At 47.4% G+C, this 14,352-nt stretch carries 12 protein-coding genes; 2 read left to right on the forward strand and 10 right to left on the reverse strand.

The features are described 5' to 3' along the window. Positions 1 to 6: 6 nt before the first annotated feature. The 5 genes from pepN to SSED_RS04720 all read right to left on the reverse strand — a co-directional run bounded on the left by pepN (position 7) and on the right by SSED_RS04720 (position 6,278). A complete protein-coding gene (gene pepN, locus SSED_RS04700; protein ID WP_012141260.1) occupies positions 7 to 2,646 on the reverse strand; it encodes an aminopeptidase N in 2,640 nt (879 codons plus the stop codon). Positions 2,647 to 2,837: 191 nt separating this feature from the next. Beyond that, positions 2,838 to 3,431 (reverse strand): penicillin-binding protein activator LpoB, encoded by a 594-nt coding sequence (gene lpoB, locus SSED_RS04705; protein ID WP_190273192.1) that lies wholly within the window; start codon positions 3,429 to 3,431, stop codon positions 2,838 to 2,840. Positions 3,432 to 3,453: 22 nt separating this feature from the next. After that, positions 3,454 to 4,821, reverse strand: coding sequence for a COG3014 family protein (locus tag SSED_RS04710; protein ID WP_012141262.1), 1,368 nt, complete (start codon positions 4,819 to 4,821; stop codon positions 3,454 to 3,456). 276 nt (positions 4,822 to 5,097) lie between these two features. Continuing rightward, on the reverse strand, positions 5,098 to 5,310 hold the full coding sequence (locus SSED_RS04715) for a SlyX family protein (protein ID WP_012141263.1): 213 nt from the start codon (positions 5,308 to 5,310) through the stop codon (positions 5,098 to 5,100). Positions 5,311 to 5,318: 8 nt separating this feature from the next. Further along, positions 5,319 to 6,278, reverse strand: coding sequence for a WD40 repeat domain-containing protein (locus SSED_RS04720; protein WP_012141264.1), 960 nt, complete (start codon positions 6,276 to 6,278; stop codon positions 5,319 to 5,321). A 222-nt stretch (positions 6,279 to 6,500) separates the two neighbouring features. On the opposite strand from SSED_RS04720, the gene fkpA reads away from it, so the two are divergent. Both fkpA and SSED_RS04730 read left to right on the forward strand, forming a co-directional pair. After that, complete coding sequence (gene fkpA / locus SSED_RS04725; protein ID WP_012141265.1) at positions 6,501 to 7,280, forward strand: FKBP-type peptidyl-prolyl cis-trans isomerase; 780 nt, start codon at positions 6,501 to 6,503, stop codon at positions 7,278 to 7,280. Positions 7,281 to 7,417: 137 nt separating this feature from the next. Next, positions 7,418 to 8,584 (forward strand): nucleotide sugar dehydrogenase, encoded by a 1,167-nt coding sequence (locus tag SSED_RS04730; RefSeq protein ID WP_012141266.1) that lies wholly within the window; start codon positions 7,418 to 7,420, stop codon positions 8,582 to 8,584. Positions 8,585 to 8,976: 392 nt separating this feature from the next. On the opposite strand, the gene arnF is transcribed toward SSED_RS04730, so the two are convergent. The 5 genes from arnF to arnA are packed head-to-tail and all read right to left on the reverse strand — an operon-like array spanning position 8,977 to position 14,312. Beyond that, positions 8,977 to 9,414: a 4-amino-4-deoxy-L-arabinose-phosphoundecaprenol flippase subunit ArnF gene (arnF, locus tag SSED_RS04735; protein ID WP_012141267.1), complete on the reverse strand. Its 438-nt coding sequence runs from the start codon at positions 9,412 to 9,414 to the stop codon at positions 8,977 to 8,979. Beyond that, positions 9,402 to 9,764, reverse strand: a complete 363-nt coding sequence (locus SSED_RS04740) for an EamA family transporter (protein ID WP_012141268.1) — start codon at positions 9,762 to 9,764, stop codon at positions 9,402 to 9,404. Before SSED_RS04740 ends, arnF begins: the two co-directional genes overlap by 13 nt. Continuing rightward, positions 9,764 to 11,404: a lipid IV(A) 4-amino-4-deoxy-L-arabinosyltransferase gene (gene arnT, locus SSED_RS04745; protein WP_012141269.1), complete on the reverse strand. Its 1,641-nt coding sequence runs from the start codon at positions 11,402 to 11,404 to the stop codon at positions 9,764 to 9,766. The genes SSED_RS04740 and arnT overlap by 1 nt, the downstream gene beginning before the upstream one ends. 11 nt (positions 11,405 to 11,415) lie before the next feature. Then, entirely contained in the window at positions 11,416 to 12,333 is a 918-nt protein-coding gene (gene arnD / locus SSED_RS04750; RefSeq protein WP_012141270.1) for a 4-deoxy-4-formamido-L-arabinose-phosphoundecaprenol deformylase, read from the reverse strand. Next, positions 12,330 to 14,312 (reverse strand): bifunctional UDP-4-amino-4-deoxy-L-arabinose formyltransferase/UDP-glucuronic acid oxidase ArnA, encoded by a 1,983-nt coding sequence (gene arnA, locus SSED_RS04755; protein WP_012141271.1) that lies wholly within the window; start codon positions 14,310 to 14,312, stop codon positions 12,330 to 12,332. Before arnA ends, arnD begins: the two co-directional genes overlap by 4 nt. Positions 14,313 to 14,352 lie beyond the last annotated feature (40 nt).

Here is a 14,352-nt window from a genome sequence, read left to right on the forward strand (position 1 = left end):
CAGGTCCTAGTGCAATATTTTTTCCTTGATGATTACGCAGCGTACCTCATTTTGGTGCGCCTCTAACAGTGCCCGCCTGGTCCCCATCGACAGCTCCGTGTGTTTATCGATAGCTTTCTGTAGCAGGGCGATGCCCGCATGGTCACATTGGATCGGGATAAGATTTGTGGCATAGCTTCGCATAAAGACAGGGTCTTTGCGCCCGTCTATCTCTGCTAAGTCGGCAAGTCTCTGCTCTGAAGTGGCGGCGCTCAACATTTTCTGCTCTTTAGGGTAAAGATGAGACATGGCGGTGCTGAGCTTAGAGAAAGGCAATGCTTGACCATGTTCGATACGGTATAACCAACGGCGCTTAATGCTGGCTTCTGGCCGCGATACCAGCGCCCCAATGGCAGCCTTCTCCCCGGAATCACTCAAATCGGATTTTTGTTCTTTCTCAAGCAGTTTTCGGCTGCCGTTATGATCATAACGATTGAGCTGAGTAATTATTTTCCATCGTGTGTCCTGATCCAGCGTTAACCCCCGGATCGACGCTCGGCCTTGCAACAGCTGTTCAAGATGAGCTAAGGCGCGTGGACTACGTGAGAACTGGACATACGCATCGAACCAACGGCGCTGAAAGTCACTGTTGCCAGCGTTTGTCATGGTATTTCTGAGGCTCATCTGTGCCAGGCCTTTAAGTACTTTACCTGTGTAGCTTCGATGGATCGGAAGCATCTGCTCAAGATAAGACTTACTCTGATAGAGATTGGCTAACACCTGACCTAAGATGATGTAATCTTGCTCATGAGGGAGATTAATAAATACCGTGCCCAGATACTTATCCAGTGGCAATACACCGCTGGTCACACTATCCCACAGGCTTTGCCATAGCATAGACCTCAGCATAGGATCTTTCATCATGTTGAGATCTTGTTTGGCGGTTTCGAATGACTTGTCATCGAGGATGACTTTCACATAGCCCCAGTCCTGATAATTGGGATAGACAAGATCAGGACATCGGGATCCAATAAGACGTTTGACCTCGGTTCTTGCCCCTTTGTAAGTGACGGGAACCGTGACATTTCTATGAAGCTCCCGGCGCCCCTTGGTAAAGAGGCCAAGCTTTACTCTCTGTTCTCTTAATTTTGGTAGTTCATTGCTTGCGGGAAACTGCAGTAGGGCGAATGAGGTGATGCGGTTCGCTTCACAGCTATATTCGGCCTTTATTGTGTTTACGCCGCCGTGGTCGAGCCATTCATCGCTCCAGGTGCTGAGATCGCGTTTGGCAGTGTTCCCAAGGCTGGCAATAAAATCTTGCAACTCCGCATTCTGATAGCTGTACTGTTTCAGGTAGTCTTGTACTCCCTGTTTAAACACCTTAGCACCTAAAAGGTGGTTGAGCTGTACGAGTACCGAAGACCCTTTTTGATAGGTGATGGCATCGATATTATCGAAGGCACTCTGAGAGGTGGGTACCGGCACTTCGATAGGGTGCGTCGTGACCCGGCTATCCTGTTCGTAAGCTTTCTGTTTCCCCTTGGCGTAGAAGCTGCGCCAAGCCTGGGGGAATTCGGTGGCTTCTGCGGTGGCAAGTGTCGCCATGAAGGAGGCAAAGCTCTCGTTGAGCCATAAACCATTCCACCACTTCATGGTGACCAGATTACCAAACCACTGATGAGCCATCTCATGCATGATAACCCCGGCTAAACTCTGTTTTTGAGCTAAGGTCATCTTATTCTTATGCAGGAAATAATTTTCACTGAAGGTCACGGCGGCGGCATTTTCCATGGCGCCGTAGAGAAAGTCTGGGACCAGCAGCTGATCGTACTTGTTAAAGGGGTAGGGGATCCCGAAATAATCGTCGAAGAAGGTTAGCCCCTGTTGGGTGTAGGTAAACCAATCTTCGGGAGTGACCTGCTCTGCGACAGATTGACGGGAAAAGAGGCGTAGTGGGTACTTACCACTGTTATCTTGCCATACATGGTAGGGACCGGCATGGAGTGAAAAATTATAGGGACTCAATTTCGGACTGGCCGGAAAATGCCAGCGATTACTCTCTCCCGTCGCGGTTATGCTCAGTTCTTTCATGGCGCTGATAACGACCCAATCTTTGGGTGCGGTGACGGTTAACTGATAGCTCGCTTTCAGGTCGGGTTGATCGAACAGGGCAAACATCTGCTGCGCGGCAGCGGGCTCGAAATGGGAGTAGAGATAGACCTTTTCATCGATAGGATCGACGAAGCGGTGCAAACCTTCGCCATTAGTGCTGTGCTTTCGTGTGTAAGCGACCTCTATGGTGTTGCTGCCTGAGATTAGCAGGCCGGGGTTCAAGGTGAAGTAACTGCCATTGTACCTCGGATAGATCTTATGACCGTTGATGATAAAGCTTTTAATTGTGGCCTGGTTGAGATCTAAGGTCAGGGGGGAGTCTGTATCAGAGAGGGTGAAATTGACGCGTGTTACCCCGCTAAATTCACTCTGACCGGTTAAGGTGAAGTCCAGCTGATAACTCACCTCGGAGACTCTTTCTGAGCGGGATTGAGCCTGCTGCTGGCTGATATAGGAGTTTGTTTCGCGGTGCTCTGATTGTGATTTTTCTGTGCTGCTGCAGGAGATGATAGAGAGAGAGAGCATTGAGAGTAAACAGACACGCAGCAGATTCACAGCAAAGATCCTTAGGCTTATTATTTTTATGCCCGATACACTAACTTATTTTTGCACTATGTGCGATAGGGATGCCGAGAGTGGGTGCTTGTTAGAGTAAATAGAAAGATGCCAGTCAGGGGCTGACTGGCATCTTAAAAAGAGCTTGTGAGTCATCACGGCGATGAATCCTACCGATTAAACTTTAAAGATTATAAACCTAAGAAAGACTTAGACTTTACTTTACGGATCTCTTTCTCATCAGACCATTCGATAAGGCCTGTTTCGAGATCCATCAGACGCATTGTCATCTTGTAGTAGACATCTTTAGTGCTACCATCTTGCTTAACTATGCTCGATAGGTTGCCGTAAAGCATATATTGGGCACCGATTTGACGGCCGAAGCTAATCGCTGTCGATGGGTCTACCATACCTGCGTTGTTTTGATAATCCAACTGCTTACGTACCGCATCGACTTTTGTCATATCGATAAAGCGGAACTTACCCGACCGCAGTAGTTTATTGCTGATCGAATCGGTAACCGATTCGGTATCGATATGCTCAGAAGTCTTGTTTTTAATCTTATCGACAAACATGATTGGTCGATCGTTGGCTGTCAAAACCATAACCGGTGGGAAGGTCAACATGCTGTCGACCATCTTGGCGGTAATGGCCTGAAGATCGCTTGAGCCGAAGTTTTCGTTAACGGTTTCCACTTCTGTGGCATCGCCGTATTCGACTTTAGATTGGCAACCTGCCAGACCAATGGCTACAGCTAGCATAAAAATTAGTTTGAAATGTTTCATAGTGAATTCCATTAAATGTTTATTAGATGATTATTGAATAAAAACGTGTGTAATTTCCAGTGTCTACTGCCCAAACCAGTGTCGTTCTTCCACTTTTTACCTCTACCTGAGCGGGAGTGCCATTGTCCAGTTGAACCGAATAACTGCCATTATTGAGATAGGTTCTTGCTATTTGAGCCTGCTTGGGAAGCGTGAGCCAGCTACGTCTATCGGCTTGCTCTGTGACGACATTAAAGATCTGCATCGCAATGACTGCGATATCGGTTTCGTTATGACGCTTCTTCGAGTCACTCTCTACACTTCTGGCCATCTCTGACTTTGCATAAACTCGTGCAGCCTGACGAATGAGTGCGGCGGGTAGCTCCTCTTTGAGTGCCGTAATAGCTAAGGCATCTAAGTTCGCAATGGGTGCCGCAGTCAGGTTCTTGCCTAATCCCTTTATCTTGCCCGGAGATACGGGGCGAGAGTTAGAAGTATAGGTGGCAAGTGAGGCTGTTTGCCAGTTACCGTGAATGGTAAATGGTACGGTTAAGCTTTGTTTTTCAGGTACAAACCCACGTTCAATTAAGAATATGACCTCACCCTGATCTTTCTTTGCTGTTATCGCTTTACCCCAGCGACGTTCGAACTCACCCGCCTGCGGCATAGATAGCTGTTTCGCCAGTCTCACCAGATCTTTTTGCAGGTAGGGATTATCCGGCGATATCTGTGCGGCTTTACGGTAATCGATAAATGCATCGTTAGGCTCGCCTAAGATCTCATGCAATACGCCAGTCGTGTAATAGCTATAGGCGTTAAGAAATGAACTCGTGACAGTGCCAGCCGCCTTTCCGAGTTTGTTGACTTCGGCGTCTATAGTGCCGTTAGCCATAGCTTGAACCGACTCATTCGATTTTTGGTATCTGGCTTGCTCGGAGCTTTGCAGATCATTACTGCGTCTCACCTCGACTAATGCGCCCTGTTGATCGCCACTAAAAATATAGTTTAACGCCTGATATTGGTGAAGCATCACACGCTCGAAGCCTGGTCCACGGTAGGGGATCACATTGTCGTTAATAAATAGGCTGCTGGCAGTTGCTCCCATATCGGTGACACTCAAGGTGGCCTTGTCGTCAAACTTAAGGTAACCGGTAACGGCTTGCTGGTAGTATTTTTTACTCGCTTCAAAGTCGCCGCTGATCTGTGCCACCCGCCCGGCTTCCTGCGCGTACAGGAGTCCATCGGCGCCGGAGATATTGGATTCGACCTCGAGTACACCTTTGATAGGGGTACTGGTATTGAGCTGTGCTTTAACTGGAGCAATTTGTGAGGGATAGTTAATAAAAATGCTGTTCAGTGCACAGCCACTGACTAAAAGGCTGAGCAGAGGGAGCAGTAGCCACTTTTTCATTGTGAGGCCTCGCCGACTTGAGCAATGGCTAACATTTTGATCCTTCAATATTCATGTATCCCCAAACCACCTCAAGATGCAGGATTCAGCATGTCGAGAAGTAGCTTGGGTATATTGCATTAAACCACATGACATTCAACCGCATGGCATTCAACCATGATGTAGCTGAATCCAGCCTGACTCGCTTACCAACTAAAATCAAGAATTATCACCAAACCACTTCACAATGCCCGATTCAGCCACTCGTGAAGTGGTTTGGCTATTAATATATATATATTAATAGTGCGGTGGTGGCGACTCTTCTGACTGGTTTGCCATGTTGCTGGGTTCCACCGACTGCAACTTAGTGATGAGTATACGCAGTTGCTGCTGCTGAGCTGCCATCAGGTCATTGAGCTTGATTACCTGTTGGTCCAGCTCTTCTATGGTGCCTTCTTGAAATGCTAGTTTCATCTCAAGATCTTCGATTCTTCTTTCTAATTGATCCATTTTTACCTCTAATGGACAGGTACTGGCCAGGTCTCGACAAGGCCATTACTGCTAATGCTGATGATCTGATTCGGATCGCTGTTTGCGACAGAGTATACAACGGCTCCCTTAATTTGGGCACGTTTGGTTCGTTGAACTTGCCAGTTGGCGATTTTTCGTCCGGTTTGCACATTCCATACAATGACCTCTCTCGCAGGCGTTCCCGTGATTAGCAAGGTGTCTTGATTTGAGAATCGAGCCGTTGAAAAGTTCATTTTTCGGCGAAGGATCTTTAACTTACTTATCGACTCTCCGCTTTTATTGTCAATAATCTTAGCTATCTTAGTACTGTCGCCGATAAAAGAGAGGGTTCCGGCTTTATTCAACGCAACGCTGATGATGCGGTTATCGAGATGCCAGTCATGTATCGGTTGGCCTGTGGTGGCATTCCATAAGATAGCGTGCTGATCGTTTGAGCCTGTTAAGGCGAGTCTGCCATCGGCCGAAAGTGACACGCTGTTAACTTTTTCAGTATGGCCAAGGAATTTTATCAGTGAGCCGCCATTAGGGCGAAGTGACATGACGCTGCCATCGTTGAGGCCAATGAGTAGTGCACCGTTATTAGCTACGGCCACACTCTGGCCCGAGGAGGGCAATGACCACCAACCTTGAGAACTGCCATCGGAAATTCTCCAAAGTGCGACTGAGCTTCTACTCAGAGAGGCGGCGAACGCCTGATTTGGCGATATTGAGGTGTCTACGGCGCTATTGTTGGCTTCTCCGTGGATCCAGGTAAACCTTTGTTGATTGGTTTTCAGATCCCATAATTGCAAGCCGCTGTTGGCGGTACTTACCAGGGCCAGATCACCTTGCTCTGACAAGCTCGCATCGTAGCTGGGCTCAGTAATTAACTGATGAGTCTGTAAGGCTTTTGGCTGACAGGCGGTGATGAGCAGAGTACAAAAAACAAGCGTAAAGATTTTTTTCATGAACTTGCTCCAAAATCTGTTGTCTTTAGCACCAGTGTAATTACATTTATCGATACCTTAGCTACTTCTCGACATGCTGAATCCTGCATTTCGAGGTCGTTTGGGTATATGCTCATGAAACATCGACAATGTAATTGGAATAACGTATTTAACTAGTATAAAGTGGTTCGCCTTATAAGAGTAAGGTTATTGTAACTACAAGAAGATGCTGAGGAAGCTTTAATGAAATCAATTTATAAAATCTCGCTGGTTGCGTTGGCCGTTATTGGTCTGTCTGCTTGTAACCAAGAACAAAAAACAGCTGAAACTGCTGCCAATGTCGAATTGAAAACAGAAGCACAGAAAGAAGCCTACAGCGTCGGCGCCTCTATCGGTAAGTATATGTCAGGTCATATCAAAGAGCAGGAAGAGTTAGGTATGGCTGTCGATCGTAGCCTTATCATTACTGGTTTTACTAATGGCCTAAACGATGAGTTAAAGCTCAACGAAGAGGAGATGCAGACCGTTCTTCAAGGCCTTGATGAGAAGCTTAATGAAAAGCGTCAGGCACAAGCTGCTGCACTTGCAGAGAAAGCCTCATCTGAAAGCAAGGCATTTTTAGATGCGAATAAGGTTAAAGAGGGAGTGGTTACTACTGAATCAGGCCTTCAGTATGAAGTTATGACACCGGGTACTGGCGACAAGCCTTCGGCTGAAGATACCGTTGAAGTTCATTATGTTGGTACACTTACTGACGGCACCGAGTTTGATAGCTCAGTTGCACGAGGCGAGCCTGCTAAGTTCCCGCTTAACCGTGTGATCCCTGGTTGGACCGAAGGCGTTCAATTGATGCCTGTTGGCGCTAAGTACAAATTCGTTATCCCTGCAGAGCTTGCTTATGGTGACCGTGATACCGGTACGATTCCAGCAAATTCAACATTAGTATTTGAAGTCGAGCTATTGTCTATCGAAAAAGCGACTGCCCCGACTGCAGAAGCAGCAACAGACGGTCACGCTCACTAAATTAGGCTGACAAAGATTGAGCGTTATGCCTCGCTATCTTGGTGGGGCTTTAAGATGTTTATATCTGTGAACCCTGAATAATTCGGTAGCTGCTTCTGCAGCTGCCGTTTTTTTTATCAATTTTTGAAAGGTCATTTATGAAAGTTGTTATCGTTGGAACCGGTTATGTCGGTCTCTCTAACGCGATTATTCTGGCTCAGAATAATGAAGTGGTTGCCTGTGATATTGACGAAGAGAGGGTCAATGCATTAAACAATCGACGCTCACCGATTGTCGATAAGGAAGCCGACGAGTACCTGGCCAACAGAGAGTTGAATTTAACGGCGACGCTGGACAAAGAGTCAGCTTTTAAAGATGCACAATACGTTATTGTTGCTACGCCTACAGATTATGATCCTGAAACAAACTACTTTAATACCTCGTCTGTCGAGTCAGTAATAAAAGAGGTGATCGGTCTGAACCCTGATGCCACGATCGTGATTAAATCGACAGTGCCGGTTGGGTATACCAAGCGTTTAAGTGAAAAGTTGGGTTGTAACAATATCATCTTCTCTCCTGAGTTTTTACGTGAAGGCAGGGCCGTTCATGACAATTTATATCCATCACGAATTGTCATTGGTGAACATTCAGAAAGGGCTGAAATCTTTGCTAACATGCTGGTGGAGGGAGCCATTAAGAAAGATATTCCATTGCTCTTTACCGACGCTACCGAAGCAGAAGCAATTAAGTTGTTTTCAAATACCTATCTTGCGATGCGAGTGGCTTACTTCAACGAGTTAGATACCTATGCCGAGACACATGGTTTGTCATCGAGGCAGATTATCGAAGGGGTAGGGCTGGATCCTCGTATCGGCTCCCACTATAACAATCCGTCATTTGGCTATGGTGGTTATTGCCTGCCTAAAGATACTAAACAGCTGTTGGCGAACTACCAGGATGTGCCTAATAACTTGATTAGTGCGATTGTCGATGCGAACGTGACCCGTAAAGACTTTATCGCCGATGCCATCATTAAGCAGAAGCCTGAAACTGTTGGTCTCTACCGCCTGATTATGAAGTCTGGCTCGGATAACTTCCGTGCCTCTTCGATCCTCGGGATCATGAAACGCATCAAGGCGAAAGGAATTAAGGTCGTGGTTTATGAGCCGGTAATGAAGGAGAAAGAGTTCTTTCATTCTGAAGTGATTGAAGACCTCAATGCGTTTAAACAGATGTCAGATGTTATCGTCTCTAATCGTATGATGGATGAGCTCTCAGACGTTGAAGATAGAGTTTATACCCGGGATCTCTTCGGCTCCGACTGAGTTTTAGGTTTAATCTATGTTTAAAAAAATGCAGGATGATTAATCCTGCATTTTTTTAAAGTTTTTCTGTGATCTAATACCAATCGGTATAAGAAAGTGATCTACTCAGCGTGTTTTTTGGCAACTAATTCAAGGCGAATGGATGATGAAATGGTTGTTCCCTTGCGAGGCCATTCAACGCAGAAGTTGGCAGTCAAAAACACGCCTAACAGGCGAGTTTTAGCGCATCCGATGCTGTGTTAACGAGCTTGAACGTAGAACAACTATGCTCTTCACTCGTTGCGAACAACATGGATGTTGTGAATGCCCTTTATGCAGGAGTAATAAAGGGCCTTGCCTCTGAAGCGCTAAATTCTCGCTGAGTGATCACATTTTTATACTGATTGGTATAACTAGCTTTTATCACTCGTCTGATTCTTTTTGGGCAGGACAAAGATTAAGCCCAATAGTATCAAAAATATGCCAGTCCCTTTTACCCAGCTCAATGGCTCGTTGAGCCAGGGAAGATAAACCGCTCCCAGATAAACCAGCACATAACTGAGGCTAAGCAGGGGGTAGGCGATTGAAAGCGGGAGCCGCTTGAGTGCCATCACCCAACAGGCCATAGACAAAGCGTAACAGAAAAGACCCGCTCCAACGGCCATTACAGGGGCAAGCGCCTGAGAAAACAGGCTCGAGTAATCTTCCCCTTGCCAAAGCATGACTAGGTCTGACCATAACTGATTGAGCGTCCCCATTCCCCACTTCATGGACAGTTGTGCTACCGATATCAGTAGTACGCTCATCAGTGCCAGCAGCAGGCCGCGGATTGATAAGGTTAGATGAGCCATTGTTCACCCCCGGCTAAAAAAATAACTCCTAACATGATGAGCGTGATACCTATCCATTGCCTGACGGATATGGGCTCATTAAATACATAGTGAGACAGCAGCAACATAATGACGAAGTTAATACTCAGCAGTGGATAGGCCATAGACACATCCCATACACTCAAGACACCGAGCCAGGTCATGGCCCCCACACCCAGAAAGAAGACACTCAGGATTAAGGGGCGGGAAAACAGCTTCTGCAAGGGGCGAAGATCAGGTTGCATTGCAAATAACATGGCAGCTCGTTTCTGCCAGTATTGACTCATGGAGCTGGAAAATACCGACAGAACAAATAGCAGGAAGGTCGTCATTAGCGCTTTACTCGATCGTAATAGACCAGGGTGAACTTGCCTCTCTCTATACGTTTATCAGGCTCAGGTAGGCTTTGTGGCACATCCATCTCTCTGAACAGGATAACCACGGGGACACTCTGTTTCCGGATAAATTCGCCGAGTAGCGATGGGGCGACATACTTGTGCTTGGCGTCATCGTAGCCGATACCATAGCTGACCTCACCGGTGTTGCCTGTCAGGTAGACATCGCGACGTTTAAAGTACCAGTTAAATGCAGACATGGTACTCGGGTAGTCAGCAATCAGTATGGCATCATCACTGACTAAAGGGCTGACCTGCTCCAAAAAACGACCGGGCATCTTAGAGTCGATACTGATGTTGGGAATTATGGCCCAAGCCAGCAAGAAGAGGCTGAGTGGCATCAACATATAGCTGGCTATTTTTCCCTCTAAGCTCTTGGCCTTAATTGATATGTAAGCCAGCACCGCCCAGCTGCCACAGACCACCACCAATAACCAGGGGCGGTAGAACTCTTCGGCTTCCAGAGGCAAACGTCCCATATAGAAGAGGACAATGACGGCAACAGATATCAAGCTAAAGAAGGCACAGTTGATGACAGAACCTATTTTCAGTCCTTTCGCTCTGTTCTCAAAGGCGCTGATGATGCCCTGAGCCAAGATAATCGCCAAAGGTGCCATACATGGCAAGATATAGGTGACCAGCTTGCCCTTTGCAGCCGAGAAGAAAATAAAGGGGATCAGCGCCCAAAGCAGTGCATATCTCAGCAGAGGGGATTGCCAGTGGCCTTTGAGATGTTTAATCGCACTCGGAGCCAGAAATAACCATGGCAGAGTCCCGAGCAGCAGGTAAGGCAGATAATACCAGGCGGGAGAGGTATGTTGGGCATCCTCGGCGGCGAAGCGTTGAATATGTTCAACCCAGAAGAAGTAATGCCAGTAATCGGGCTCAGCGGCGTGTATTGCCAAGGCCCAGGGGAGAGTGACGATAAGGGCGACCAACATCACCCACCAACCCCAACGTAATATATCGACCAGCTGTCGCTGCCAGATCATAAACGGTACAACGACAATCACGGGCAGGGCTAATGCCAGAAAACCTTTGGTGAGCAGTGCGCAGGCACAAAAGAGTCCGGCCAGGCCGTAGAAGCGGCATCGCTGTGAGGTTGTCGGTGAATCCGCGGCATAGAAAAATGCGGTAAATGCGGCGGTGAGCCAGAGGTTTAGCATGCCATCCAGAACACTGTATGTGCCTAAATTGGAGACTAAGAAGAGGCTGAGAAATACAGATACGGTGACCCAGGCCTGCTTTCGGTTAGCGAAGCGGCCGACGAGCAGGAACAAACAAAACGCAGCCCCAAGAGTGCTGAAAGCCGAGGCGGCGCGTACCGAAAAGTTATTCTCACCGAAGAGCACCTGAGAGATGGCATTCATCCAGTGGCCCATCACAGGTTTCTCAAAGTACCTTATGTCATTGAATGTCGGTACTATCCAGTTACCACTATCCACCATCTCACGGGCTATTTCTGCATACCTTAATTCATCCGGTGACCAGAGATCACGCAATCCGAGTGGTAGCAGATAAAGCATTATAAAAAAAAGCGGTACAATGACCGCTAGATTAATTTTTGACTTATCCATTCTTCATCCAATTAAGCACTTTTTTGTTTATTTATCATCGAAGCTTGATGGCTTAACCAGCCTTCACGTCCATCGATCTCAATATTGAGGATCTCATCCAGAGGCCAGTCAATATCTTCATGATCCAAGAGCTCTATCATGGGGACGAACTCGATATTATTTTCTTTAGCCTGGATAATAAGCTCTTCAAATAGCTGAGCGCAAACAATGCCTTCAACCTCTGCATGTATGGTATAGACATTTAAACCATCGGGATTGACCAGTTTGATTATCTCTGCATTGTAATTAGAGTGATCTATGTTGTCTTTACCAACCAGCTCATCATAGGTAGGCAAAGTCACCGGGATTTGAGGTGCCATTCCCAGCTGTGGGATAAATATCGACTCCCCTCTGCAATCGCTGTTATAACGAAATCCAAAGCGTTGCTTCTGCTCTAAGGTGGCATCGGTACAGCGCCAGCCAGCGACTGCACTGCAGGGAATAGGCTTGCCGGTGAGCGTAGATAACAGCTGATAACCTTTGTCGATTTCGCTGTGAAGCTCTGCAGGGGTCATCACATCTGTTTTCATCTGCCACTTGTGGTGATCCCAGGCATGAAGTCCGATTTCATGGCCTGCATCATCGGCTTGTTTGATGATATGGGCTAGCTTCTTACCTATGATGGGACCGGGCCACAGAGTGCCACGAATTAATATATCCCATCCATATAAGCTTGCCGCTTTAGAACGCAGCATCTTTTTTAGGAATGCCGGGCGCAGAAGACGCCAGATATGACGCCCCATGTTGTCGGGGCCGACGGTGAAGAAGAAAGACGCCGAGATATCGTGCCGCTGGAAAATTTCCAGCAGCTTAGGCACTCCTAAACGAGTGCCTCGATAGGTATCAACGTCGATCCTAAGACCGACCTTAGTTACGTTTTGTTGGCTCATTTAGTCTCTTCAACAGCCGTTTTCAGGAAGAAGTCTAACGTATCTTCGATGGTTTGATCCATCATGATAGTCGGTTCCCAATTCAGCAGTTTCTTAGCATTTTTGATACTAGGGCGACGATGTTGAACATCCTGATAGCCATCACCGTAGAAAGACTGGCTTTCAACTAAGTTGTAGCCGGCAAACGGTGGGAACTGATCGCGTAGTGGATGCTCTTCGAACTTCTCGACTAAGGTTTCGGCCATCACTTTAATGCTGGCTTCATTGTCAGGTGAACCTATGTTGATGATCTGACCATCGCAGAGTCCATCTTTGTTTTCGATCACTCTAAACAAGGCTTCGATCGCCTCTGAGATATCGGTGAAACAACGCTTCTGCTCACCACCGTCAATCAATTTGATTGGGGTACCTTCGACGAGGTTCAGAATGAGCTGAGTGATCGCACGGCTAGAGCCGACGCGAGCAGAGTTCAAGCTGTCCAGGCGTGGACCCATCCAGTTAAATGGACGGAACAGGGTGAACTTAAGGTTATCTTTCTTACCGTAGGCCCAAATTACACGATCCAGCAACTGCTTAGAGGTCGAGTAGATCCAACGTTGGCGGTTGATAGGACCGGTGATGAGCGGTGATGTATCTTCGTCAAACTCCTCATCGGTACACATGCCATAAACTTCAGAGGTCGATGGGAAGATGATACGTTTATCGTATTTAACACAGGCACGCACAATCTTGAGGTTTTCCTCGAAGTCGAGCTCGAAGACACGAAGCGGATTACGTGTATATTCGATTGGCGTTGCGATAGCCACGAGCGGCAGTACTATGTCGCACTTCTTGATGTGGTATTCGATCCACTCGTTGTGTATGGTGATATCACCCTCGACGAAATGGAAGTCGGGATGAGACAGATGCTGCTCAATCTGGCTGGAGCTCATGTCCATCGCGTAAATTTCATACTTACCATCGTCGAGCAGACGCTTGGTTAAGTGATTACCGATAAAGCCGTTAGCGCCCATGATAAGCACTTTCTGGCGTCGGGTGGCGGCGATAACGGCACTGGCTTGTGGGCCAAAACGCATCCCTTCAACCAGATACATTTCGGCGGCGAGTTGGTCACCACTCAGATATAAGCCGTTTTCAGCTTGACCAGAATGAAGCACTATCGAACCTTGTGCACAGGCTACGGTGAGCGGCTTAGTCTCGACTATTGTACCCGGTGTCACATCATAGGTTTTCTCACTCGCAGTGGCGCCCCAGATGGTGACCCTACGTTCACCGAGATAAGAGAATGCACCCGGGAAAGGCTCGGTTACGGCTCTGATCAGGTTGAAGATGGTACGAGAGTCATTGGCCCATTTTATTTCACCATCTGCCGGTGTACGGCGACCGAAGTAACTGGCTTTTGTTGTATCTTGCTCTGTCAGAGAGTGAGTGCCGGCGACGATCTGTGGGATAACCTTATTCAGTAGCTCACCTGCCAAATGGGTCATACGACTGTGCAAGGTGGCTGCCGTATCGGCGTCGGTGATAGCCAGCGCTTCCTGAGCGACTATTGCGCCCGCATCCGGCTTGACCGTCATGGTGTGCAGAGTCATACCTGTCTCTGTTTCACCATTAACAAGTACCCAGTTGATCGGTGCACGACCACGGTAGTTAGGTAGAAGAGAACCATGTAGGTTGAAGCCGCCTTTAGGGGCGATATCCAGGATCTCCTGGCTCAACATATGACGGTAGTAGAAAGAGAAAATTGAGTCGGGTTGCATCTGACGGATTTTTTCAACCCATAGAGGGTGATTAACATCCTCTGGTGCAAATACCGGAATACCGTTACGGGCTGCTAACTTGGCCACTGACTCGAAGAACACATTCTCATTGCTGTCATCGACATGGGTAAATACCGCTGCGATCTCCACACCCGCCTCGAGTAGGCTTCGAACGGCCGCACAGCCGATGTTATGGTAAGCAAAAACTACTGCTTTCATGAAATAATCCTCTAAAAATCTAAATAAGTAACAATCGAAA

Source organism: Shewanella sediminis HAW-EB3 (assembly GCF_000018025.1).
In the GTDB taxonomy this organism is placed as follows: Bacteria; Pseudomonadota; Gammaproteobacteria; order Enterobacterales; family Shewanellaceae; genus Shewanella; species Shewanella sediminis.

Coding starts and splice junctions, on each gene's coding strand:
- arnT (WP_012141269.1), bottom strand. CDS start 11,404: ATGGATAAGTCAAAAATTAATCTAGCGGTCATTGTACCGCTTTTTTTT.
- arnF (WP_012141267.1), bottom strand. CDS start 9,414: ATGGCTCATCTAACCTTATCAATCCGCGGCCTGCTGCTGGCACTGATG.
- SSED_RS04710 (WP_012141262.1), bottom strand. CDS start 4,821: ATGAAAAAGTGGCTACTGCTCCCTCTGCTCAGCCTTTTAGTCAGTGGC.
- SSED_RS04740 (WP_012141268.1), bottom strand. CDS start 9,764: ATGACGACCTTCCTGCTATTTGTTCTGTCGGTATTTTCCAGCTCCATG.
- arnD (WP_012141270.1), bottom strand. CDS start 12,333: ATGAGCCAACAAAACGTAACTAAGGTCGGTCTTAGGATCGACGTTGAT.
- SSED_RS04715 (WP_012141263.1), bottom strand. CDS start 5,310: ATGGATCAATTAGAAAGAAGAATCGAAGATCTTGAGATGAAACTAGCA.
- fkpA (WP_012141265.1), top strand. CDS start 6,501: ATGAAATCAATTTATAAAATCTCGCTGGTTGCGTTGGCCGTTATTGGT.
- lpoB (WP_190273192.1), bottom strand. CDS start 3,431: ATGAAACATTTCAAACTAATTTTTATGCTAGCTGTAGCCATTGGTCTG.
- SSED_RS04730 (WP_012141266.1), top strand. CDS start 7,418: ATGAAAGTTGTTATCGTTGGAACCGGTTATGTCGGTCTCTCTAACGCG.
- SSED_RS04720 (WP_012141264.1), bottom strand. CDS start 6,278: ATGAAAAAAATCTTTACGCTTGTTTTTTGTACTCTGCTCATCACCGCC.
- arnA (WP_012141271.1), bottom strand. CDS start 14,312: ATGAAAGCAGTAGTTTTTGCTTACCATAACATCGGCTGTGCGGCCGTT.